Below are 25,602 nucleotides of genomic sequence, written 5' to 3'. Positions count from 1 at the left end.
GAACAGGCATTTGAGGACGCTGGAATGGTATAAACCGTGCTATAGTAATCGATCACTCTCGGGGCATTAGAAACAGCAAATCACGTATGTTGAGAGCGCGAACGGCGATGTTAACGAGACCCGTTTGGTGAGTAGCGCTTGCGCACAGATTAATTCGGGGCCTCGGGGTAGTTTCACTTCCGCTTATAATTTTAGGAGACAGTAGGCTTGACCCAGAACTTCTCGAAGCTGCATCTGAGGAGTGTAGATCGTTCATTTCGAGCGATTTTTAGGATGGATACCAAAGATTCCGAAGTGTTTCGGACCCTCACTTGAGTAAGCAGAAATAAATTGTATTCAACAGGATTATCCAGCGATAAACGATAGGTATTTTTGACCATATATCACAATACTCTGCAAAACAACTACTCGGAGTATAATTCTTTAAATAATATGGCATCAATCTAGCGGATGTATTCCCCGACAAAGTTATCGAGAAACATGATTACAAGGAAATAACGTATCCAATCGACCAATTCGGATATAGCACTGTACAATTCCGATTGAGATTGTATGATAGGTCGATGATTCAGAGTAAGTCCTTCTCGAAAAGTAGTATCACACTTTCAAATCATAGTCTACTGTTTCCCGATCTAGTCGGATAGGTGACAAGTAAACGCCCACCAACTGCTTGCACTGTTTTCCCATTACTATGATATTTAGCGGCCATATTAAGTGCTTATCTGGACAGTTCCGCAGAATTCTTATCCTTGCTATCTCAGGAGAAATTAATCGTTGCAGTCGTGGAACGTCATCTTCGACGTCGTCTCGATTGTTTATAAATAACTCTTCAGAACGATAAACCAGATCAAGGAGGTGGGTGCCCGCCAGGGCACCTATCTCGACGATTCATCGAGAAGTCCGATGGCCAATTCGACACGTCGCTGTACGCCTTTTTGTAAGAACAACGTGATTGGAAACAGCAGGGATTCACGCTAGATATACGCATCTAGCTAACAGAAGGTACGAAGTCAAGTAGTTGAGCGGTTCTCGAGCCCCCTGGGCGTACAGTGCCTGTCCGGCAGGTATTAACTGTTGAGTTGCCTCTCCAGTTCTCAATCGATATTACAAGCCTATGGATGTAATGGTCGGTGGAGAAATCATGGAACAAATTCCGAATTATGGAATTATAGGTTAGCAAAATGAAAAAGCGAAAAGTCGATCGAGAAGCAGTTATACGATTGATTTCAATTTCTCGCTGACTGAGGCAAGATGAAACATGGTTCAAGTCGCCAATATCTGCTTTTCAGCCCCTATCTCGACAATTCAACGATTACATTATTATTTCGTAATAACGAATCCAATGACGGGTGATACAGCCAAATTTTTTGTACTGTTTTCAACGTTCCCTCTTAAAACAGTGACTCTGGCTTGTACGAGGGTTGAGATTACGAATTCCGTCAAAAAGAATCGAATTTAGGAGATAGAGGACGTGAGTGTAGAAATCTACGAAGAAGATTTATTATGAACGATCCAGAACTGGATGAGTGTATGGCACAAAAAGCCCCCAATTCAACTCTGGCAGAGACGACTGTGGTGGATACCGATGTCCACATGACTGTACCCGAAGAGGAGATTGCACAATACATGGACGAACCATATGCTTCCAGTATTACTGACTCTCCGCACCCCATTTTCCCATCGAGTAGCTGGGATCAACGGATGGGTGGCAAGATCAAGGATAACTTCTCGGAATTTACCGAAGCAGAGGATATCGTCCAGTTTCAGCGAGAATTTAATATCGACTATCCGATCATCAACACATTTGAACCACTCGGGAAATTCTCGCAGCCAGATCTGGCAATGGAACTTATGCGGGCGTACAATCGACTTCTACTGGACAAGTATATAGACGATTACGATTTTCTAGGGCTGGCTGCTGTCGCGACCCAAAAACCCCATGAAGCTGCAGAGGAGATCGACGAAATGGGTCAAGAAGAGCAAGTCGTTGGAGTGTATATCGGATCGAGCGGTGAACATCCTCCCTTGGGAGATCCAAAATATGACCCCATCTATCGAGCTGCGGAGGACAATGACCTTCCAATCGTGTTTCACGGGAATGCCGAGGAGTTTATGTTCGACTTCCCGATGCAGAACCGCGGTTTCAACAAATTCTTTGAAGTTCACAGTGTCGCACATACTTGGCAGCAAATGATGACATTGACGAGTATCATCGCCGAAGGGGCGCCAGAGAAATTCCCAGATCTCAATTGGATCTTTCTCGAAGCCGGCTTGGGCTGGGTTCCATATATGATGCACCGGATGAATAAAATATATCACATGCGTCGAAGCGAGGTGCCACTGCTCCAGCAAACACCCGAGGAGTACATCCGCGAGTCGGTCTACTTCGCCAACCAACCACTCGGTGAACCGAACGACTCCGAGGATATGGCGAAGATGCTCGAAATCATGGGGACAGACAATATCATGTTCGCCACCGACTACCCACACTGGGATTTCGATGCACTCGAAGAACTCGACAAGTACTTACAACACTATTTTACGGAGGAGGAACGTCGGAAAGTGTTGCACGATACTCCCGTTGAGGCCTTCCACCTTGATTTGTGAAAGAGACGACCGACGTGAAGACGGTGAAAAATTGGAGTGAACCATGAAAGACCATGTAATCGGACGAACGGACGAGCTGAACGAAGGTGAGCGAATACTGGCTGAAATCGAGGGACGCGAAATCGCTGTCTTCAATGTTGACGGTGAGTACAAGGCATACACAAACTGGTGTGTCCATCAAGCTGGGCCCGTATGTGAAGGTACCTTGACCGGAACGTGGACCGCCGAATACGACCCGGAAAATCTCGAAGTGTGCATGGAGTGGTGTAGTGAGGACAAGATATTGAGCTGTCCGTGGCACGGATGGGAATACGACGTCACGAACGGTGAATCACTAACTTCGAAGGCCAAACTACCCTCTCATCCAGTTCGCGTCGACGGTGAGGATATCATCGTGAGCATTTGACAGACGATGCCGGAATAGATAGTACCCATCCACCGTCGAACGCATGCTATCCTCCTATCGTACGTCGGTTTACATTCTGAGGTATCCCGGTATGCGTCGCGCTACAGGGAATCAATTCATATAAATAATATTATATACACTATGCCGATACCGCGCATTAGGCGGCATACTAACTAAACAGGCGAATTGATAATATTTATAACATTCCACGAAATGCTTAGTTGTATCTGATGGCGCAAAAGACTTATATTAGATTATTAATTCATATATAGTAATGGTATGAGTAGGCACGCCTCACAGAGTAAGTCCGACGACGAGACGACGCTCTCGGACTCCAACGATACGAAGCACGACAGAAAGAATCGGCGGACGCTCCTGCTTTCGATGGCAGGAGCGTCCGCTTCGGTGCTCGCTGGCTGTTCGGGTGAATCGAATAGTGATGAAGAGGACGGTAGCAGCGGTACGTCCGCGAAAAAAACCGGCAAGACACTCACGGTGGCCGTCTGGAGTGGTCAATACCACACCTATTTCAAGAACACGATCAAGCGGATGTACGAGGAGGAAACGGGCGCGACGGTTACGCTCGTACCCGGTTGGAGTGCGATCATCTCGAAAATCAAAAGCGCTCCCGAGGATGATCCGCCGTACGACATCGCGGTCACAGAGGGTCAGATGTATAAGCAGGCGCGGGCAGAGGACCTCTTCCTTGACATTCGAAGGAAGAACGTGCCGAATCTGAAAACGGTGTATCCCTACGTCAAGAACCTTCGGTCGACGGAGTACGCAGTCCCGTTCGACGGTGCACCCGTCGGTGTGATGTATAACAACCGAAAGATCAACTACGACATTACCGATTGGCAAACCCTCATCGACAATAACACGCGCTTGACGATGGACGGCGGATTTTATGCGTACACGATACTCATCGGCGCTCTCGTCGCCGACCAAATGGCAGGTGTTAAGGAGATATACAACAAACAGTACCACAACGTACCGTTCAAAAAGGTCAAAGATTTCAACGCAACCTCGTTCTACAGCACGGGTGCCGAACGATGGCAGCAGATGCAACTACGCATCGCCAACGCTGCCCAATCGTATTTTGGCGTCTCGATGGGACGGAAGGCCGAAAACGACTGGATCTCGGTTACACTGCCGGAGGCAACCACGGGATACTACGACCATTACGGCGTCGTCCGTGGCACGGACAAACGCGAGATGGCAGAACACTTTCTCAACTTCATGCTCAGGAAGGACGTACAGAACAAGTGGGGTAAGACGAGCCATCAGCTACTGGCAAACAAGAACGCAGAGCACTCCAAGGTCGCACAGGAGGCTGGCTTCCCAACGAACAACCGAGAGTATAAAAACTTCCACTTCCCGGATTATAACTACCTCTCTGAGTATTCCAGTGAGTTTAGTGAAAAATTCGAAAAGCTCAAACGGTCATCGTAGTACCGGCATAGTCGACAAATTCTCCCGTAAATCAATGGATTCATGGAAAATTCGATCCTAACCGCACACGAAGACGCGATTACCGATGTAACGACCGATACAACGTTCACTCCCTGGATAGATGGAGAGCAGTATCTTCCCAACCAGGACGTGACTATTGAGACCCTCGACCCGGCTGTGACTCGTCCCATTGCGGCGATTCCGGCTTGTGACGGTGATGATGTCGATGCAGCAGTCGAGGCGGCCTGGGATGCCTACGACCGTGAGTGGGAGGCGACTTCACCCGCCGAGCGAGCATCGATGCTTCGAGAGTGGGTCGACGAGTTACGGGACCACGAAGACGAACTGACCCGACTAGAGTGTCTCGACACTGGCAAACCCATCGAACAAGCTCGCGGGGAAGTCCAGGGCGCGTTCGACACCCTGGACTACTATGCCTCGCTCTGTCGAACCATTGGCGGTGATCAAATCGCCGCCGGTAACGGTCTCCATGCCTACACTCGCAAAGAACCGTTCGGCGTGGTCGGGCAGATAATCCCATGGAACTTCCCCATTTGGTCGTTAACCTGGAAACTCGGCCCTGCGCTCGCCGCTGGTAATACATCAGTGCTGAAGCCAGCACAGGATGCACCGTTGACAGCGATTCGCGCCGCGCAACTGTCGGCGGACATTTTTCCAGATGGAGTTGTCAACGTCGTTCCCGGAACAGGAAGCGATGTAGGGAATGCGCTAACTGGCCACGGAGGCGTCCAGAAGGTGTCGTTCACCGGTAGTCGGAGGGTCGGCGAACGTGTCATGCAAGGTGCTGCGAGTCACATTGCACCGGTAACCCTGGAACTCGGTAGCAAGTCCCCATTCTTGGTCTTTCCCGACGCCAACCCGTCGAAAGTCGGACAGGCAGTTGCCGACGGTATCTACTACAGTTCGGGGGAGATTTGCGATGCATTCTCACGGGCAATCGTCCACACGGACATCTACGAGGAGTTTCTCGACGCGTTTCTCGAGGCTGCCGAGTCGTACACGTGTGGGGACCCGCTCGAGGAAGGCACGACGATGGGGCCGTTGACCACTGCCGACCAGTACGAGTCCGTTCGGAAATACATCTCCCTTGGAAAGCAATCGGGGTCGAACCTGATTTACGGCGGTGGAACGCCCGATGGCCCACTGGACCGTGGATGGTACGTCGAACCGACGGTGTTCACCGACGTCGATAGCGATATGCGTATCGCTCGTGAGGAGATATTTGGTCCAGTTCAGACTGTGCAGAAGTTCGATAGTTATGAGGAGGGCATCGAACGAGCAAACGACACTAGATTCGGCCTATCGGCTGGTATTGGAACCGAAGACACCTCGCTCGCTCACCGGGCAGCCGCGGACCTCGAAGCTGGGATAGTCTACGTCAATGACTACGGCCCTATCCTCCCCGAGGCACCCTACGGTGGCTTCAAGGAATCAGGAATCGGAAAGGACCTCGGTGAAGCGTCCCTCGACCATTATTTGCAAACCAAAAGCGTCTATATGAATCTCGAAAATCCGACGTGCTGACCGTAGCCACCGCCGTGAATATGGTGCGGATTTGAGGTTCGATAGCCGCTCCGGGGTTTTCGTTCCGTGGACCCACAGCGTCATGAATAAGTACGGTAAAACCGATAGTCGGAACGTGGTGCCTGAAGAAACCGCATCCCAGTCGACCGAGCGACCGGAGTGGTGGAAGAAAAACGAGCGACTCCGTGAAGAGATGGGACTGCCGGATTACAAACCGCCCACGTTCTCCGACGGCGTCTTTACACACACCATCGTACCGCAGTTGGAGGAAAAGCACGACTGTTCCATCACGTTCCGATCAAAACAGCCTCGCTACCCGTGCCAGTGGGAGATTCACGTCGATGAGAGGTGCGTTGCGTCGACTGCCCGTCGACGGACGAACGCCGGAAATACGATCTATCAGCTTTCATCGACGGCATTTATCGATCTCATTGAATCTGCACTCGAATAGTGTAGTTCGAACCAATCGAGGATTTATGTTCGTCGTCAGCGTGACTCGGCATATGTTTCCACAGACTATAATTTATATTATGGAAATTTATATATTGTTAGCTGAATCATATTGTGCCATGTGTGAAATTCACATGCTTACCAGCCTGTCTGACTGTACCGACACACTGTGCGCGTTGGGTCGGTGATTCACCATGAGTGCAATTAAACTCGAAGACGTGACAAAAAGTTATGGGGGTTTCAACGCTGTCGATGATTTATCCCTGGAGGTGAAAGAGGGGGAGTTACTGTGTGTGCTCGGCCCGAGCGGGTGTGGTAAATCGACGACGATGCGAATGATCGGTGGTCTCGAACGACCGACGGAGGGCGATGTTCACATCGCAGGTCAAAAGGTCACACGACAACCACCCTACGAACGCGACTGCTCCATCGTCTTTCAAGATTGGGCATTGTTTCCTCACAAAACAATACTAGAAAACGTGGCATTTGGGCTGAAAATGGATGGCATCGACAGAACGAAGCGGAAGGAGCGTGCCCGAGAGACGCTCGAAATGGTTCAGCTTGATGGTCACGAGAACAAGAAACCGAAAGAACTCAGTGGCGGCCAACAACAGCGGGTTGCACTGGCGCGTTCGCTCATCGTCGAACCTCACGTGCTGCTACTCGACGAACCACTGTCGAATCTGGACAAGCGGCTAAAAGAAGAGATGCAACTCGAACTCAAAGACATTCATAAGGAATTGGACCAGACGATGGTTCACGTCACTCACGACCAGAGTGAGGCATTCACGCTAGCCGACCGTATCTGCATTATGAACGACGGGAAACTCATCCAAGTAGGGGCACCACCGGATGTGTACAATAACCCCAAGAACCAGTTCGTCGAGGAGTTTCTCGGCGATACGAACTTCCTCGAAGGAACAGTGGTTGAGACGGCCTCGGACGAGGTCGTCGCCAAGACGGATCTCGGATGTCATGTAGATATTCCAGTTACGAACCGACAGGCAGCCCCGGACGAGGGAGAATCGGTGTCCATCTCCTTACGGCCGGAAAACATGCAACTCCGGCAATCCGAAATTCAAACTATCAAGGCCGACGGCGGTGATACACGGTGTACAGCAAGTGGACAGGTCGACAACGTAATCTACCGTGGATCAATGACGCGGCTGTACATTGACACCGGTTCGCGAACGATATTCGTCGAACAGCAGTACGATCCGGACAGGGAAATTGAAGAACAGCAAAACATCGTTATCCAATGGGATCCCAAACGGTTGGTTGCGTTCGACAATGAGGAAACCCAATTCACCACCGTAGAGAATTAAGTATGAGCGTAGAACTCCAACAGGGGTCGGTACTCAGTCGACTTGGGAACTGGCTCCAACGTGGCTCCACGCGGGCGAAGCTACTGATGGTTCCACTCATCATATTCGAGGTCATTTTCTTTATTGTACCGTTGGTTTACCTTTTTCGTATCAGTCTTTACGCACCTACCGGTGCCGGTGCATACGCTGCAGGAACGTGGTCTATACGTAGCTACGTTCAAGTACTCACCTCGGATCTCACTATCGGACTGTTAGTATTCACGATGAAGTTTACCGTCGTGGTGACCATCATAACGCTCACGCTTGCGATAGTGCTATCCTATGCCGTCTGGAGAGCTGATGGGATGTTGAAGACGGTGCTGTTGTTCACGGTCATCCTTCCGTTGTTGACGACGCTGGTCGTCAAGCTCTACGCGTGGTTACTGTTATTGTCCCCTATTGGACCGTTCAACAGCATTCTGGTACGGACCGGCGTCATCGAGCAAACGATGATACTTATGAACAATTTCTTGGGAACGGTCATCGGTCAAGTGTACACTGCGTTGCCATACGCGACGTTGGCTATTTACAGTGTCATGTCGACCATTGAGTGGCAGACGGTTCAGGCGGCCCGTGACCTTGGGGCGAGCCGACCACGCTCGTTCTTCGAGGTAGTACTGCCTCAGACGTTGCCAGGTATTTCTGTGGCTACCGTTGTAACCTTTGCCTGGGGAGTTGGTGCGTACGCTTCGCCCGCGCTTCTGGGGTCGGCCAGCGAGACGACGTTTGCCATCGAAGTCGAACGGTTGATGCTTCAGCAGTTCAACTATCCAGTCGCAAGTGCACTATCGATAATTCTACTCGTTTTCGTTCTGATATCAGTCGTACTCATGTTCACTGCCCTCAACCACTGGGGAGGTGACGAGATGCATGTTTAATGCATACGTACGCGAACGCCTAGAATTATTCGCCTTCCGTGCTGCATACGGACTGCTGGCGTTTCTTATGGTGCTACCGTTACTAGTGGTTATCGGCACCTCGTTCGGCTCGACAGGACAGTTAGTCTTCCCGCCGCGTGGACTCTCGTTGGGCTGGTACGATCAGTTTCTCTCGGACCCGTCGTGGAAAGGAGCCGTCGTGAACAGCGTGATTACGTCTTCGGGAACGGCGGTGCTGTCGACGTTCTTGGGCGTGACTGCTGCATTTGGTCTGAAAGGGGTCAAATCGAAGTGGTTGCAATACTTTATTCCTATTGCCTTACTTCCGCTGCTCTTGCCAGCAGTAGTCATCGCGGTCATTCTGTTGACCTATCTCGGCGAATTCGGTCTCCATCGCTCATACGTTGCGATCATCATTGCACATTCTCTGTGGGCGACGCCGCTGGTGTTCTTCATTATGCAAGCAGTACTCTCCCAATTCGACTGGCAATTGAGGGACGCTGCCAACGATCTCGGTGCCGGTCCCATCCGGTCGTTCGCCGAGATCATCCTTCCGAACATCAAAAACGGGATCTTTGCGTCAGCACTCATCGCGTTTATTATTAGTCTCCAGGAATTCGTCATGGCGCTATTCCTATCAGGACAGGATACCCGTACCATCCCGGTGCTGGCGTGGATTGGCCTCAGAAATGAGCTGGACCCAACCATCAGTGTGGTTTCGACGTTACTCATCGTCATGGCCATCCTCTTGGTGGTACCTGCTGCACTCGCTATCGGTTTGGAACGACTGGCTAAACAGCTTTGATCTCTTCATACCGAGTCTTTTCCTCTCGGTTTCTGTCAGCTGGGGCGTCGGCTGATGATCTCCCATCGCGACGGACGGAAGTTAGCGAGTGAATAGCGGATAGGACTCGTATCACATGATATCACCGGATATCCGGCTCGTTATAGTTGAGTTCGACGACGTTCACCGATTGCAAGAGTTTCTTCGGGAGCTCGGTTTCGAACCGATCGCCGGCGAATCGGTGCGTCGGCCCGGCGATGCTCAGTCCACCGAGGATGTTGTTCTTCTCGTCGAGAATTGGTGCGCCGATTGAGCGCATGCCCTCGCGAAACTCCTGTCTGTCGTATGCGTACCCTCGCTCACGAATTGCGTCGAGTTCCTCATATAAATCTTCCCGCGTCGTGATGGTTTCGTCAGTTTGGGCGGGCAACCCATGTTGGTTAATAATCTCGTCGACCTCATCTTCTGGCATGTACGCCATAATCGCTTTGCCGGTGGCCGAACAATGCAACCTGATTCGTGTTCCCGGAATCGCAGGATATTGAATATCTACACTGTCTTGAACGACATCAAGGTAGACTCCCCGTCCATGCTCCTCCACGATGAGCGTTATCAACTCCTCGGTCTCTTTTGCCAGTTTTCTGATAGCGGGTGCTCCCTCCGCGTACAGTAGCAAACGGTTTCGAACGATTTCCCCTCGTTGTAAGAATTTAAGTCCGAGCTTGTACTTCGGTCCCTCCTTGACGACGTACTCGAGTTCCCGGAGTGTCGCAAGGTGGTTGTGGACTACACTTTGTGGTCGTTCAACGATTTCTGCGAGCTCTGTGACTCCAACTGCTTTGTGTTCTTCGAGCGATTCAATTATCTCTTCCATCGTATAGAGGGCTTTGACAGGGTTATTCGCCTCTATCACCATAATTTGCTTCATCGTAACCGTAGTATAAAATGTTTTGCCTGCTAGAGTCGCTTTCATTCACGGGGGAAGGAGCGATCCTCTAACTGTTTAGCCATCCTTCACACCATCCATGAGGATCGCTTCCCCCACGAATTCTGCACAGATCGATTCGGGGGTACCGGGGGGTCGTCACTTCCGCTTAGAAGGGAAAGCGGCAGTACATGACGTACCATCGCTTCCAGTGTAATCGTGCGTTTTAAGAAGTACATCGCCCGAAAACACTCCTCTAAGCCACTATAAATTCTATTTTGCTATATCGAAATCCCCCGTCTCGTTGTCATGGGGTCGAAGGATAGCGGAATACAAACACTTGCAGATCGGCAAATGAGTTACCGGTATTCTCTATCGCGAGCGGTGTCAGGCATCCATGACGACGCTGAAAACCGAAGTCACGGTAGATTCTCCTCGAGGAACTACCTGCGGAACTTCGCTCGACTCACAACCACATCATCCGAGCGACGACCACTCTCAACGTCTCACAGATCTTTCCGCCCGGTATGAAACGACCATCACGAAGGAGTTCGTGAGGTCGACGCGAACTTCCATACGGTGGACACCCTGCCGTGGCCTCACGAGGACGACGTGGCAGGACTTATTCAATTCAGTTTCGGGAACGGGCATGGTCTTCCGTCGAGAGTGTATTCGCGACGGGGTGAAAGTGTCACAAACGTCCGCCAGGTCGAGGGCGAGGACATTATTCATGGTTCCGACACCCCAAATTATTTGAATCGACCGTGGGATTCTCGACCATGGATGTCGGTGTCCTCACAGTAGCATTAGCTAATGAATCGATAGAAGACACGTTCTCGTACTTATCCGACCTCGGTGTCGGCGCGGTCGAACTCGGCTGCGGTGGGTTCGTCGGTGACCCACACCTTCCTCGAGAAAAGTACTTGGATGACGAGGAAGCCCAGTCTGAACTGCAGTCGTTGCTTGACGATAACGACCTGTACATCTCGGCACTGGCGACACACAACAACCCATTGCATCCCGTGGAAGATCAGGCGGCCGAAGCCGACGAGGAGCTTCGCGAGGCCATTCGTCTCGCAAGTCAACTCGACGTAGACGCTGTCACGACATTCTCGGGATTGCCCGCCGGCGGCCCGGACGATTCCGTCCCTAACTGGATCACCGCCCCGTGGCCAAACGAGCATCACGAGGCTCACGAGTATCAGTGGAACGAGGTTGCTATCCCATATTGGCAGGAACTCGAAGCGTATGCGGACGACTACGACGTAGACATCGCCATCGAGATGCACCCCAATATGCTCGTCTACGAACCGCACGGAATGCTCGAACTCCGCGAAGAGACCGGTGACCGTATGGGCGCCAACTTCGACCCGTCCCACCTGTTCTGGCAGGACATCGATATCACCGACGCGATTCGCCTCCTCGGCCAAGAGGACGCCATTCACCACTTCCACGCCAAGGACACCAAAGTGTACGATGCGAACGCCCGCGAGAAAGGCGTGCTCGACACAACGCCATACACAGAGGAAATCGACCGCTCGTGGCTGTTCCGCTCCATCGGGTATGGCCATGGTGAGACGTTCTGGAAAGACGTCGTCTCGACTCTACGAATGGTGGAGTACGACGGAGCGCTCTCTATCGAACACGAGGATTCACTCACATCGTCGAAGGAAGGGTTGGAAAAGGCCATCGACGTACTCGACCGAGCTGTGTTCGAAACGAACCCCGGCGACGCCTACTGGGCCTGAGGTGGACAAATGAACGAACCACTCTCCATCGGCGTCCTCGGCTATCGTTTCATGGGCAAGGCCCACGCGAATGCGCTCGCCCGCCTGCCGATGTTCTTCCCGGACGCGCCAGACGTCGAACGACGCGTTCTCGTCGGAAGAGACGAAGACGCACTTGCGGATGCCGTCGACGAACTCGGTTTCGAGGAGTACAATACTGATTGGGAGGATGTCATCGGCGACGTCGACGTGTTCTACAACCTCGGGCCGAACGCGATTCACGCAGACCCCTCCATCGCCGCGCTCGATGCAGGGACTGCGGTGTTCTGCGAGAAGCCACTTGCACACACGTTTGACGACGCCAAACGAATGCGGGACGCTGCCCGTGACGCGGACGTCCCTTCGGGTGTCGCGTTCAACTATCGGTTCATCCCTGCGGTTCGCTACGCAAAACGGCTCATCGATTCGGGTGAGCTGGGCGAAATACGACACGTCAGAGGAAGCTACCTACAGGACTTCCTCGCCGACCCGGAGGCACCCTGGTCGTGGCGACTCGATGCCGACGTAGCTGGTAGCGGCGCACTAGGCGACCTCGGCGCACACACACTCGACTTGACGCGCTTCCTCGTCGAGGACAGAACGGGGAAAATCGAAGACATTCGTGGGCAACTGCGAACGTTCGTTGATGAGCGCCCAGTTTCCGGGGCAGACGAAACGCGTCCGGTGACTGTGGACGACGCGTACACGGCACAAGCAACGTTCAAAAACGGTGCGGTCGGGACATTCGAGGCGTCGCGGTTCGCGACCGGCCACAAGAACGACCACTCGGTCGAGGTGAACGGATCGAAGGGGAGCCTTCGGTTCTCAGTCGAACGACCGAACGAGTTGGAATTCCTTGGCCCCGACGACCGTGGATTCCAGACGATCATGGTCACTGCGGACGAGGACCCGTACCTCGAACGATGGTGGCCGGAGGGGCACGTTCTCGGATGGGAACACACCTTCGTCTTCGAGAACTACGAGTTCCTCTCCGCGGTCGCAAACACAGATACTGATTCCGATGAACGGTCGTCGAGCGACGTCCCGACCTTCGAGGACGGCTATCGTGTCCAACAGTTGCTCGCCGCGATCGAGAAATCCGATGAATCCGGTGAACGGGTCAACGTTTCCTGACCGGCGAGAAATCGGGACGAAAGTGATACTTTTTTCGAACAAGCGGCTCGATCAGTAGCTGATATTTCGTGTCAAAATGGACATAGCCAACACTTTGGTGTGAGATACTACATGGAACGATTGCCGGGATCAATCAATATATACGCTTTACGGACATAATCCAGTCAATGATCGACTGGAAATCCATTGACCACGTTACGCTTACAATCCCGGAAAGTGCCGAAGAAGAAGCGCGTGAATTTTACACATCACTTCTCGGCTTTGATGAGGTTCCGAGACCTGAATCGTTTTCTTCGGGTGGTGGAATGTGGTTTCGAGCAGGTGGGGTAGAACTACATATTAGTGTCGAGGATGGAGAACACCCACGATCGAAGCGCCATCCTGCATTCGAAATCGGGAACGTCAACGAGGTGCGATCTTATCTCGAGAAAAAGGGGTTCGAAACTCAGGACGAACCACCCATTTCAGGGATAGAGCGGTTCTCGTTCCGGGATCCGTTTGAAAACCGGATAGAGCTTCTCACTATATCTGAGTGACCCTCACCCTACTCGCTCGGCGTTCGTGTGGGTGACTCGGTGATGGTGAGACTTCTCATTGCCATAACACCCTTTTGGAGACACAGAATCGGCGTCTATTGCGTCGAGAACTCAAAAATCCGTCTCACAAGACAGTTGTACGATTGTCAACGTCGATTTCATAGGAAAGACCGAATACTCCAGCATTCCCTGGGGTTGTGTTCGTCTCGACGCCGCTGGTGCAGATTTTTTCTTGAATCAGCAGGGTAGGAGGTAATTAGTAAATCGTTGAGGAGAGCATCTGTATTTAAATTCACGTGACTACTTTTCAACTCATCGTGAATAAGTCATCCTGGCTTAAGACAGCTATCGAGTACTGAATGCAATTCGAACGCAATATATTTCCCATATTCAAAGTGAGTAAAAAATATAGTAAGGCTTAATTTATTGTTTAGTCACCAATAAGATGGATCATCAGACCATGAGTAATGATAGCAAATTCTCTCGTAGATCGATACTGAGTGCAGCAGGACTCACGATGGCTAGTGGCCTCATCGGTCCTGCAGTAGCTGACCACGATGTGGGAACTGGATATCAGCCCCCCAAAGATTGCCAAGGACCGGGGTTTAACACGACTCCCCGACTCCCTAATTCACCCTGGCAAGTCCATGACCCGTGTCGGCCCCACCCGCCCGTTGTTGATCCGGGTGAACCCGCTTTTCCTGACCCACCCGAAGATGCCACCGTCCTCATTGGAGACGGAGACAACGGACAGATATCCCTTGACGATTGGAACGATTCCAGTACCTGGGACATCAAAGACGACTACGTCGTCGTCGGCGACAGTTCCATCGTCAGCAAACAGAACTTCGGTGACGGCCACTACCACGTCGAGTGGCAATCTCCCGAGAGCATCTCTGGAAGTAACCAAGTGCCTGGCAACAGCGGATTCTTTTTGGCGAACCGGTACGAAATCCAGGTTCTCAACAATTACCAAAATCCGACCTATGCAGATGGGTATGCCGCCTCGGTGTATGGCCAGCACCCCCCGCTTGTCAACGCCAGCCGCCCAAAAGGAAACTGGCAGACCTACGACATCATCTGGCGTGCTCCACGCTTTGCCGACAACGGCGACCTTGAGTCGCCCGGCATGGTGACCATCTACTGGAATGATGTGCTGGTGCAGGCCCAAACCGTCCTGAACGGTCCCACCGTCTACAAGGACGTCGCAGAGTATAGCCAACATCCCGTCAAGCAGCCGATCAAACTCCAAAATCACGGCCAACCAGTGAGATTCCGCAATGTCTGGTACCAATCCGGACCTACCCCTGCATCGGTACCAGCGTTCACGGATAGTTCTCTCACCGTCGAACACACTTCCAGTACCGTCGACGCCACGATTACCAACCCATACGACTCGGAAATCACAGATGGCGACGTTACTCTTAGCTCTCAAAGCGGCTCCGAAGTGACGGTTACGCTACAAACCGAAACCAGCTTTGGACCGCTTTCCTCGGGAGCTTCCCAATCGGTCTCTTGGAAGGTAACCCGTCCTAGCGAGGACAGCGGCCCATACTTGTTGAACAGCTCGACTACCTACTCGGTTGGTGACGGGTTCAAAACTGTCGATTTCAAGGTCCCCGTCTACCCAGAACCCGAATCCGATGGTTCTCCTCCGTCAGTCACCCTCAACAGAAATCAGGTGGCCTCGCTAAGCAACGGGATGAAACTTGATGTTGCGCCAGACGGGCGAGTCTTCTACACGACCCGAGGGAGAGGCTTTACGAACTCCGAAGGCGGCGACCCCCGATATCCCCCCGAGCCGACTGGAACGGCAAAGATAGGGGTCTATCATCCCGATAGCGGCGAGACTACCATCGCTCTCGAAAAGGAAGTCCACGGTGGTATCGAGGATGGCGGTCAAGGCATCGTCTTCGACCCGAACTTCGAGGAAAACGGTTGGGTTTACTTCTTCTACTCACCCTCGAACCACGAACTCGCCGATAATCAAGAAGAACTCGAATCGCTCGATACCTACAAAGAGGCACCAGGTGAGTCTCTCGTCGACCCATACAACGTCGTCTCACGCTTCACCGTCGACGGCGATACGATTGACCCGACCTCCGAAACTGAGATCATTCGGATCCCTGTCCAACGTGAGCGCTGTTGTCACGTCGGCGGTGCGCTCGCCTTCGATCTGGAGGGGAACCTCCTGATCACTACAGGAGACGATACTGACCCGTTCGAGTCGAGTGCATATACGCCGATAGACGAGCGAGATGGTCGACGATTCTTCGACGCACAGCGCACGTCAGGCAACACGAACGACCTCCGTGGGAGTTTGCTTCGGATCACGCCCAAGGACGACGGTGGCTACACAGTCCCCGATGGCAACCTCTTCACCGGTGACGAGTACGCAGATGCGCACGCGAACAACAAGGTTAAAGCCGAGATATACGCGATGGGCTTCCGGAATCCGTTTACGCTCACCGTCGACGAGGAAACCGGAGATCCCTTCATTGCCGACTATGGCCCCGACGCAGGTAGTTGGGATCCCCAGCGAGGACCGCCTGGACTCACCGAATTCGTGCGGGTGAACGAGCCTGGGTTCTATGGCTGGCCATATTTCACCGGGATGAACGTTCCCTACCGTGACTACGACTTTGCCACGGGCGAAACCGGTGATCCGTTCGATCCGGATAACCCGGTCAACGACTCGCCCAACAACGACGGACTCACTGAACTCCCACCGGCCCAACCAGCGACTATCACCAATCCCTACTCGTGGGATGAACTCATCGACAACGTTCCGGAGTACGCCGATGATAACGTCCCGGACGAGATTCCGTATCCCATCGAAGGCACAGATCCACCAACGGGTGGATCGCCCATGATCGGCGAGGTCTATCAGTACAAAGATGACTTCGATCCCTCGATCGCCTTGCCCGGGTACTACGACGACAAACACATCATCATGGAACGGCGCGGATGGTTCAAGACCGTCACCTACGCCGAAGACGGATCAGTTAGCCGTATCGATCCATTCCCCACGGATGGTGGCACTCCCATGATGTTACATACAGGTCAACAGGGCGGTCTCTATCTCCTCAAATATGGCGGATTGGACTACATCACTACTGGGGAAGTGGACGATGGCGGTCCCGACCTTGAACCCGTTTCGGTCCCCTTCGGCTACGATGCTGGAGGGGAGACGATCGATGGGACGGTCACCATCGATGGCCTCGAATTCGTCGCCGAATCACCCAGCGTCCAGGTTTCTAACGAAGGGAATAGCAGCCCGACCGGGGAGCCGGATCTCGAGATCGAGGGGACCGAAAATGATGCGCTCTACCAGAGCGAAGAATGGGGTGAAAACCTCTCGTACGAGGTCGGCCTCGAAGACGGGGTTTACGACGTGACGCTTCACTTCGCGGAATTCGCGTTCGATGATCCGAACGGTCAACAGCGCGTGTTTAACGTCTCGGTCGAAGGTGAGCAAGTGATCAACGAGCTAAACCTCCGAGAGGAAGTCGGCTTCGCAACTGCCTACACCAAGACCGTCGAAAACGTCGCCGTCAGCGACGGTTCGCTCTCGATCACGATGAGTGATCCGGTAGAAAACTCGAAGATGAGCGGATTCGAAATCACCGAAGCGGACGTGGAGGAACCCACAGAAGGTCTGGTCGGTCAATGGCAGTTCGGTGCGGACAACGTTGACGGCGATACCGTCATTGACGCAACCGGTAACGACCACAACGGAACGATCACTGGCGGTGTCTCCACCGGTATTGACACACCAGATATCCCCGGCGACGCCGCGGAATTCAATGGTAGCGATGGTACCGTCGTCATTCCGGACGCCGATGCGCTCGACCCGGCGGCCTACACCATCTCCACCTGGATCAACACGGACAATGCCGGCTATTACGCCGCAACCGTCGGCAAGAACGAATCGATGTGGGCTGGTTTCGATTCGGAGGGTTCCCATCCGCGGTTCGACCCCGATGACGATTCCAGCAATGGCGCATTCGCTACAGAAGCGGGAATCGCCGACGGCGAGTGGCACCACTTGGTCTATCGACACGCACCCAGCGAGAGTGTCTCGGAGATTTACATCGACGGAACTCCGGCAGCCTCCTCGGAAGGTGCCAGTGAGTCATCCTCGTCGACCGTCGATCTCGCTATCGCATCGAAATCCGGCACCAAGGACTGGCTCAGCGGGATGCTCGCCGACGTGCGCCTCTACACCCGGGCACTCTCGCAGGTCGAGATTTACGGTCTCTACCAGTACGACGGTAGTACCGGTGGCAGTCAGCCTCCCGCGGTTGTTGGCGATTCGAAGCCAACCGACCCCAATGGCGACGGAAAGTATGAAGATATCGACGGAGACGGCGAGACCGAGTACGACGACGTGGTCGATTTCTTCGACCACTTCGACGATGACTCCGTACAGAACAATCCCGACGCGTACGACTTCAACGACAACGACCGGCTTGACTTTGACGACCTCGTCGAACTCTTCCGCTCTCTCTAATCTCCCACCCTGTTTGACGCTCGCTGTAAATTCAGGGATGTAAAAAGACGTCCCTTTACTTTCTCGTTCTGGGTACCGAGGGTGACAAAGTGTTGCTTCGTTCTATAGCCGTTCTTTTGGTCGGTGGTCTCATCTTCAGCGAAACTCTATGCATGGTCACCACGGGTTAGCGCCGACTGTTACTGTTCTAGCGTTATGTTTTCGTAACGTAGCCCAGTTCCATGTCTATGGAATATTCCGACATCCAGACCGTGGTCTGCTATTCCCGCGACCAGAGTTACATCGATGCTACTCAAAAGGATGTAACCGAGTCTACTCGATAGATATTGAAAATCGAGATTCAATAGGTAGGGAGCGTCTCTCGAATACAGTAATGAGAACAGTGCTCAAAAACCGCGTCGATAAAATCGTGAATGGTTCTCAAATCGGTTCGTAATGGATTCGTTTTCTTGGAAGAACAGGTTTCGTGTTTCCCGAAAGACGCTGCAGTCGAATGCTGGGTGGCTTTTACATCTCTTTGAATAACTCTACGATATCGTCGAAATCGAGTCGGTCGTTGTCGTTGAAATCATAGGCGGCAGGATTGTTCTGGACGGCCGGATCATCGTAGTTCTCAAAGAGATCGACAACATCGTCGTAGGTTTCACTCCCATCACCATCGATATCTTCGTACAGACCATCTTCATCCGGGTCTGTCGGTGATTTATCCCCGACGACTGGGTCAGGACCCTCTTCTTCCCCGTCCTGCACAACAAAGCAGATCATCATCTTGTTATCCTCGTGCTCAAGCATGTGGCAGTGCCAAGGATACTGCCCGGTATACCCATCAAATCGTGTGAGGACTCGCACCTTCTCATCAGGCTTGACGCGAACAACGTCCTTGTGACCACGTTCGTTCGGAAGTGGGTCGTCAGTCCCATCCGGTCCACGGCCGATCACCTTGAACTTAACAAGATGCATATGCATCGGGTGTGTGCCGCTCGTGTGGTTCTGGAATTCCCAAATCTCGGTCGATCCAAGTTGTGGGTAGACCATCGACCCATCGTCCCACATTGTATATCCGTTCAGCGTGTAGGTAGGCAGATCACCCTTAATTTCGAGCCCCAGATCCATATTTCGAGTCTCGACCACGTCGTCTTCGTCGAACGTCGGACCGACTGATGGGAGATTTAGATCGGATGGTGCCGTACTAGGGTCTTCGGGTGCCGTATCCGGATCAGACACTTCGATCTGCAAGATTTCTTCGAGGCCACCCCCCATCTGTGCCTCGTTAGTGACGGTAAACGTTTGTCCAGCATAATCGGTAAAATCGACGATTACTTCAGCACGCTCGAACGTAGCGATTCGAAGCGAGTCGAGGTCACCGCCCGGTCCGATGGATACGACCGAATCGAGATATCCGTGATCAGGAGCAAACTGATAGAGCATCGGTGTACCCGAACCGGACTCACTCTGAAGTTTGAGATCGAACGCCCGATGGTTCGCCCCGTTAGCAAGTCGGAACCGGTATCGACGTGGTTCTACCTCAAGGGAGGGCCATACCGCTCCGTTCACGACGGCCGTATCACCGAGGAACGACGACGCCCACGAATCGAGATACTTTAGCGACCCATCATCATTGAACGATCGATCCTGAATCAACATGGGGATATCGTACTCACCACTTGGGAGGTTGAGATCCCGTTCGGCTTGACTAGTGATCTGATACAAACCAAGAAGTCCGACATAGGCGTTGAGACGTGTAATCCCGACCGTGTGATCGTGATATGTCGACGTTAGTCTGGCCTGTTCCATCGGGAGTTCCTGCCATTCCTTGCTGAATCTTGGCCCCTCAGCCCCACCAGGAGACGTCCACATATCTGCCTGACCATCGCTTTCAGGTTCGATTTCGAGGCCGTGGAAATGAGTCACGGTCCTCACCTCGGGAACCGGACCATCGAATCCCTCATAGTGATAATTCTCGGGGGTCGTTCCACCGATTCGCTCATCGACTTCCAACAAATGTGTATCCGGGAGGAAACTGTTATCGAAGCGAACCTGCATCGGTTCTCCGCGTTCTGCAGTGATTAGAGGGCCAGGATATACGCCATCGAATCCCCAGAGTGTGGTGTCTGGCAGGTCTGGGTGAAGGTTTTGTGTGAACTCCTTTACCGGGATATCGTAGGCATCAACGCCATCTCGTGTCCCATCGGATTCGCGTTCCTCCAAGGTCGGTAATGGTTGAACGAATTTTTCGAGGGTGGGTGATGATTCCGCAGCCACCGTGCTCATCGTTTGTGGAATCGCCCCCGCAATGCCGAGTGAAGCACCCGCTTGGAGTAGTTTACGCCGGGATAGTTTTTTCATATTTAATCACTCCTACAAAGGATACCTAGTAAATAATTAAATATTCTAAACTTATCGATGTTGATTATTCTCATGGTTCTATAATCTCATTATTAACCGAACTATTTAAATCTTGAGGCAGAGTCAAAATAACCACAGCCCAAACGTATAGCGATCAAGTGACCCCCCGAGACCGACGTTTACTCCCTTCAGTGAGAGCAATTTAAGCAGGGAGAGTACTGATTAGTTCTGCGGTGGATTGCTTATCGATATGGAATGTCAGAATGAGAACTTCGAGACAGTGAGAGAACGCTAGCTTTTCGTAGTACGCGGCGAGGTTGTCTAAAAAGTGGGATTAACCGATCTTATAGAGTCTTGCCTGTGGATTAAATGCACGAGTTAGAGACATTCATCAGATGACATTTACAGGGCGGGATAAATATATGTTAACATTCAACATCCAAAACCCCTTATAATGCTCTATCCTTCCCGTGTGTATGCACAACTCGCCACCCGAGCACATAGAGACCCCCACACGGATTACGCCAGAAGAAGCATCGTCGGTCATCTCTGCCGTAGTAACGGCAGTAACCAAAGGCAATGGTACGAAGCCGGAGACTACCCTCTACGAGGCAATCGACCCCGATGCACTCGAAGACCTATATGAACACGGTCGACAGGAGGTTACGTTCGAGTATGCGGACCACAAAGTTACAATCCATCCTGACAAAACTGTCGTTGCGTCCAAGCTGAGTAAATAAGTGAATTCATCCTGCGCGAGTAAGTCATTGTAATCGTGCGTTTTTGAATCTGTTTTGTCGTAGGTCGGTTCCCGGAAAGCACCTGGCTGTAGATTCCGCTGTTGAACCCCCTCTGTCACCCTTCAGAATAGGTAAGTAACACTAGAGGTGCAAATTCCATCGGGCCATTACTGTACTCGTTGCTCGCGAATCCATGTGGGCCAGCAATACAGGAGTGATTCCGACGGGATCTTCTTTACGGGCCCGAAAGATGGGCCTTGCAGCCGATGAATTCGCTGCCAAGGACTCAATGAGCGGTAAAACCGTCAATGGACACGAAGAAACATAGATAGAACACGAGCAAGCAGTACACAACCGTAACGAGCGGTCGTCTTTCCGTATTAATCTGGATGGAGTTTCTACGCTTAAATCACAGATGACTCGATTGCAGCCGAATTCGGAGAAAGTATGCAACCATGATAATCAAAGCGATTCCCCCGACAATCAGGTATATTTCATTTTCCGTAGCAGTCCGAATCACGTCGCCGAACAACAGCACCAGTAAGGCCTCGATCGAGTAGCGACCACCTCGACCGATGACTGACGCTACAAAGTAAGTTCGTGGGTCGAGACCGAACACCCCGGACCCGATCGAGATTAGTTCGTACCCTTCCGGAATCGGAGTGAACGCTCCAATAGCGACAACGACAGATCCATATTGACAGAAATACCCCTCGATCCGGTCTGCCCGTTGACCAGCAAAGCGTGAATTGAGGGCTGGACGTCCTCCATTTCGGCCGATGCCGTACCCGATTAATCCAGCAAACACGGAGCCGGACGTTGCCAATACGACATATAGTATCGCTAAGTCAGAGTTTGCGGCAGTCAGAGGAATGAGAACGAAATCCGGTGGAATTGGAAGCAGAAAAAATTCTAAAAACGCTACAGCAAATAGACCGGGCCCCCCGAACGATTCGAAAAATGATCTGGATACAGCAAGCGAATCAAAGAGGTTCTTCATGTTACTTTGCTCTACACAACCGTGAATATTAAATCTGTCACCAACAACTAGAAGAGGGGACCCCCGTCATCCTCGATGGCCAAAGCCTGACAAGCAATTGGAATTTCACAACACGGCCTCTTCAAATACGGTGTCGTCATTTTCCGTCCAAGAGACATATGATACGTGTTTGTGCGGTTGATTGAGCTCAATCTCTACACCACAATTAGCACAAGTCCCTGTTCTGTTGGTGAGCAGAATACGTGTGGAAGCATACTCCCTTTCACCCTTTCTCGGAAATATTTCCTGCTTTGTTATTTCATCCATCACTCAGTACTATATATAAGCTGATTAATGAGAGTTGTGGCCACGACGCATGTCAACATAGTACGGAATGAAAATCACGAACTGATATAGAGAAGATCGGACACTCGAGATTCGCTTTTTTTCAAAGCGCTTCGGATGATCTCTTCCCGTATGTCGAGCCGATATAAGTAGTAGCTACCGCCGTGAATACCATCGTTTCTCTCATCATGTTGAATGAACCCCTTCAACCGCAGTTGACCGATTCGATTGTGAATCGTCCTGTCCGAAACGATGTCGGTATTGGTTTGGTCGGCTACTGTCTGATATCGTTGATAAATTTCGGACCTCTTACAGGGAGCTCTGCCTTCCGCCTCCAATTGGAGTAGACTAAACAGTGTCAACTGGCTTTGGGTCGGTAGTGATTTGAGTTCCTCCTGGATTTTCCCCTTTTCAATCGTATCACGAGCATTTCGAACGTGATCTTCAGCGATCTCCGGGTCATTTCTCGTCCGTGCCAGATCCCCAGCCTTGTACAACAATTTTAACGCCTGTCTTGCACTCCCGGACTCTTGTGCTGAAAATGCGGAACACAGGGGAATCGAATCGCTAGACAGAACGCCATCGCGAAAAGCATGTTCAGCGCGTCGTTCGAGGATGTTGCGAAGTTGATTTGCATTATAGGGTGGAAAATGGATCTCTTCATCACAAAGGCTATCTTTGACACGTGCGCTAAGATTATCGCGGAAGGTGAAGTCATTCGATATGCCGATCACACCAACCAACGTATCGCTGATTTTCTCATTGTCGTTTGCTCGGGGCAGTTCGTACAAGATATCATCATCGTTTCCAATCGAATCGATCTCGTCCAATACTACGAGCAGGTGGGTAGCATCCAAGTCGTCCACATGATTCCAGAGCATTTGATAAACCTGACTACCGGCGTACCCAGTCGATGGAATCTTTGAACAAGTGTTTCTGAATTGGTTTACAAGATCGACGGAGACTTGATAGCTACTCGATGCGGATTTACAATTCAGATTGATTACCTCGATACTGAGATCATCATATCTACACTGGTCGTTCAAAAGCTGCTTCAGTACTAAACGTGTAGCGAGTGTCTTTCCCACTCCCGTCTGACCGTACAAGAAAATATTTTTCGGAGGGGCAGCGTTAATGACGGGACGCAGCGCTTCCTGATATTCAGATAACTCTTTGTCACGTTCGACGAGCCTTTCAGGCCGATAACTATCACGGAGAACGGCCTCGTTGGCGAAAATTGAGTCATCACGAGTGAAGTTTTTCAGCCCCATTGATTGTTCATTGAGAACACGAATCATGGATATATAAAACTACTCTTTCACGAGTTTCACGGGTTTCATAAGCTTAATTTTACTTAAAACACACCCTCTCCTAATTTCACGAGAAGTACGTTCCAGTACCGTCTAAGTAGTGCTAAACTGAATAAGCGTGTATCACGCTACCCTAAGTTTGTTTTGCTACAGCTAGTTATTGTGTCTAGAATCCTAGTTAACGGAGAAAGGTTCATGATGATTGAATTCCAACTAGACCCGTAGTGGGAACGTACTCTGGTTAATTTTGGCGAGTATTTACCACATTTTAACTCGGGGTATAGTAAATAACTAGGAGAGCTCGTGAAAAGTGGTGTGTGTGTGGTTCGTTCTCGGGAGTTGACTACCTGAAACGGCATGAATTCACGCATCGATGGGTACGATTTGTAAAAGCAATCGGCCCAATGGAGAACGCCCGGTTTCCGTACTGCAACGATACATCATTCGTACTCATATAACACCACCCCCTTGAGCACCCGATAATAGAACCTGACAGAGATTCGTAGTGGACATTATAGGAACTCTATGCTGCCAAATGTTCCAACAGTCGTATTGGTTCCAGCAGCCGTGTCGAGTACACTGCGTATACAACGGACAGTAGCGATTAAATCTGACCGGTGTGAATTGATGCGCGCGGGAACGCAAGACAGCCACCACATCCGCACAGCGGAGGTGACAAAAAACCGACCGTGCTTCGTATCGTCGGACGATTCAGTCCACGGAGGTCATCGAGTCCTTTTGTTACCAATTCAAGACAGAAGAACGTTGACCGACAATCGAGACCGGCTCGCTGATTGGGATTACAGTGGCGTAATTGCGGACGTCTCTAGTCCCTTTGTGGCTTATTCAAATCGTTACCTCTTACGGACAATGAGCACGAGTAGAAGAATTACGAACACAACCTGAAGGAGTTTGGCGGCGCCGTGAGGACCGACGAGTTCCGGATCGTTCACTCCTCGGACCAAGAGGTAAACTCCAATAAGGAGAAGATTGTATACGACTCCCGCCACGTAAAGAAGTGATCGACGAAAATCAACGAGCGCGAGGACGATCGCCCCAACGTATCCTAACCCAGCAAGCAGAAAAGAGAGGCCCAACATGCTCGGTAGCGACTCAGCAGCCTCGAAGAGGTACGTCAATCCCATTAAGACAGATAGAACCACACCGATCCACTCTAGTCGTTCCATAGACGCGCGCTCCAGTTTCTTTCCGGTGATCGTGGACATATTTTCATATCGCACCGCACTCTGATTACTTTTTGGGAGGTTGGAGATACAACTCGGCATCGGTTCGTTACACTCAAATAGCCTTCCGATATGCTCACACCGTTCTCACTCCGGTATTTCGCGTCAGTAAAATATATCGATAGGGCGGTTTGAAGCCACCAGTCAGGACAAGCGGCGCCAACTCTCTGAATACTACCACTGTATCTGTTAGCGGATTTCTACCAGTTTGCGTGACTATAGAGTCCGTCTAAGCCTCAGTCAAAACACTTGGTCGAAATCGAATTCCGTTTGTAGTA

Annotated in this window: 19 protein-coding genes; 13 read left to right on the top strand and 6 right to left on the bottom strand. The window is 51.5% G+C overall.

The window, feature by feature from the left end; translation table 11 throughout:
* Positions 1-1,530: 1,530 nt before the first annotated feature.
* The 8 genes from LJF34_RS24380 to LJF34_RS24345 all read left to right on the top strand — a co-directional run bounded on the left by LJF34_RS24380 (position 1,531) and on the right by LJF34_RS24345 (position 9,507).
* Positions 1,531-2,607, top strand: coding sequence for an amidohydrolase family protein (locus tag LJF34_RS24380; RefSeq protein WP_231188535.1), 1,077 nt, complete (start codon positions 1,531-1,533; stop codon positions 2,605-2,607).
* Between the two features lie 43 nt (positions 2,608-2,650).
* Complete coding sequence (locus tag LJF34_RS24375) at positions 2,651-3,013, top strand: Rieske (2Fe-2S) protein (protein WP_231188534.1); 363 nt, start codon at positions 2,651-2,653, stop codon at positions 3,011-3,013.
* A 279-nt stretch (positions 3,014-3,292) separates the two neighbouring features.
* Positions 3,293-4,465, top strand: a complete 1,173-nt coding sequence (locus LJF34_RS24370) for an extracellular solute-binding protein (RefSeq protein ID WP_231188533.1) — start codon at positions 3,293-3,295, stop codon at positions 4,463-4,465.
* 42 nt (positions 4,466-4,507) lie between these two features.
* Positions 4,508-6,010, top strand: a complete 1,503-nt coding sequence (locus LJF34_RS24365; RefSeq protein WP_231188532.1) for an aldehyde dehydrogenase family protein — start codon at positions 4,508-4,510, stop codon at positions 6,008-6,010.
* Positions 6,011-6,128: 118 nt separating this feature from the next.
* The gene (locus LJF34_RS24360) at positions 6,129-6,461 is read left to right on the top strand and encodes a hypothetical protein (protein ID WP_231188531.1); all 333 of its coding nucleotides are present in this window, start codon (positions 6,129-6,131) and stop codon (positions 6,459-6,461) included.
* 193 nt (positions 6,462-6,654) lie between these two features.
* A complete protein-coding gene (locus LJF34_RS24355) occupies positions 6,655-7,785 on the top strand; it encodes an ABC transporter ATP-binding protein (protein ID WP_231188530.1) in 1,131 nt (376 codons plus the stop codon).
* Between the two features lie 86 nt (positions 7,786-7,871).
* A complete protein-coding gene (locus tag LJF34_RS24350; RefSeq protein ID WP_231188529.1) occupies positions 7,872-8,702 on the top strand; it encodes an ABC transporter permease in 831 nt (276 codons plus the stop codon).
* Positions 8,695-9,507, top strand: coding sequence for an ABC transporter permease (locus LJF34_RS24345; protein ID WP_231188520.1), 813 nt, complete (start codon positions 8,695-8,697; stop codon positions 9,505-9,507). The genes LJF34_RS24350 and LJF34_RS24345 overlap by 8 nt, the downstream gene beginning before the upstream one ends.
* Positions 9,508-9,628: 121 nt before the next feature.
* Here LJF34_RS24345 and LJF34_RS24340 read toward each other — a convergent pair whose 3' ends face one another.
* The gene (locus tag LJF34_RS24340; protein WP_231188518.1) at positions 9,629-10,402 is read right to left on the bottom strand and encodes an IclR family transcriptional regulator; all 774 of its coding nucleotides are present in this window, start codon (positions 10,400-10,402) and stop codon (positions 9,629-9,631) included.
* A gap of 788 nt (positions 10,403-11,190) precedes the next feature.
* On the opposite strand from LJF34_RS24340, the gene LJF34_RS24335 reads away from it, so the two are divergent.
* The 3 genes from LJF34_RS24335 to LJF34_RS24325 all read left to right on the top strand — a co-directional run bounded on the left by LJF34_RS24335 (position 11,191) and on the right by LJF34_RS24325 (position 13,847).
* Positions 11,191-12,159: a sugar phosphate isomerase/epimerase gene (locus LJF34_RS24335; RefSeq protein WP_231188516.1), complete on the top strand. Its 969-nt coding sequence runs from the start codon at positions 11,191-11,193 to the stop codon at positions 12,157-12,159.
* A 9-nt stretch (positions 12,160-12,168) separates the two neighbouring features.
* On the top strand, positions 12,169-13,311 hold the full coding sequence (locus LJF34_RS24330) for a Gfo/Idh/MocA family oxidoreductase (RefSeq protein WP_231188514.1): 1,143 nt from the start codon (positions 12,169-12,171) through the stop codon (positions 13,309-13,311).
* A gap of 167 nt (positions 13,312-13,478) precedes the next feature.
* Positions 13,479-13,847, top strand: a complete 369-nt coding sequence (locus LJF34_RS24325) for a VOC family protein (RefSeq protein ID WP_231188512.1) — start codon at positions 13,479-13,481, stop codon at positions 13,845-13,847.
* A gap of 631 nt (positions 13,848-14,478) precedes the next feature.
* Here LJF34_RS24325 and LJF34_RS24320 read toward each other — a convergent pair.
* Positions 14,479-15,141, bottom strand: coding sequence for a hypothetical protein (locus LJF34_RS24320; protein WP_231188509.1), 663 nt, complete (start codon positions 15,139-15,141; stop codon positions 14,479-14,481).
* A 408-nt stretch (positions 15,142-15,549) separates the two neighbouring features.
* Between LJF34_RS24320 and LJF34_RS24315 the strand changes: the two genes are divergently transcribed.
* Positions 15,550-18,360 carry a LamG-like jellyroll fold domain-containing protein gene (locus tag LJF34_RS24315; protein ID WP_231188508.1) on the top strand — a complete coding sequence of 937 codons (2,811 nt, stop codon included), beginning with the start codon at positions 15,550-15,552 and terminating at the stop codon, positions 18,358-18,360.
* A 507-nt stretch (positions 18,361-18,867) separates the two neighbouring features.
* Here the strand turns inward: LJF34_RS24315 and LJF34_RS24310 are convergent.
* A complete protein-coding gene (locus tag LJF34_RS24310; RefSeq protein WP_231188507.1) occupies positions 18,868-20,706 on the bottom strand; it encodes a multicopper oxidase domain-containing protein in 1,839 nt (612 codons plus the stop codon).
* A gap of 476 nt (positions 20,707-21,182) precedes the next feature.
* On the opposite strand from LJF34_RS24310, the gene LJF34_RS24305 reads away from it, so the two are divergent.
* Complete coding sequence (locus tag LJF34_RS24305) at positions 21,183-21,446, top strand: HalOD1 output domain-containing protein (protein ID WP_231188505.1); 264 nt, start codon at positions 21,183-21,185, stop codon at positions 21,444-21,446.
* 409 nt (positions 21,447-21,855) lie between these two features.
* Here the strand turns inward: LJF34_RS24305 and LJF34_RS24300 are convergent, their stop codons facing one another.
* From LJF34_RS24300 to LJF34_RS24290, 3 genes are all read right to left on the bottom strand, one after another.
* Positions 21,856-22,446, bottom strand: a complete 591-nt coding sequence (locus LJF34_RS24300; RefSeq protein ID WP_231188504.1) for a VTT domain-containing protein — start codon at positions 22,444-22,446, stop codon at positions 21,856-21,858.
* A gap of 380 nt (positions 22,447-22,826) precedes the next feature.
* A complete protein-coding gene (locus LJF34_RS24295; RefSeq protein ID WP_231188503.1) occupies positions 22,827-24,041 on the bottom strand; it encodes an orc1/cdc6 family replication initiation protein in 1,215 nt (404 codons plus the stop codon).
* An 893-nt stretch (positions 24,042-24,934) separates the two neighbouring features.
* Positions 24,935-25,306, bottom strand: a complete 372-nt coding sequence (locus LJF34_RS24290; protein ID WP_231188501.1) for a hypothetical protein — start codon at positions 25,304-25,306, stop codon at positions 24,935-24,937.
* Positions 25,307-25,602 lie beyond the last annotated feature (296 nt).

The organism is Haladaptatus sp. DYF46, from assembly GCF_021083305.1.
Lineage (GTDB): Archaea > Halobacteriota > Halobacteria > Halobacteriales > Haladaptataceae > Haladaptatus.
Note: the sequence above shows the minus strand (reverse complement) of the source record. Positions and strands in the feature narration are given on the sequence as shown.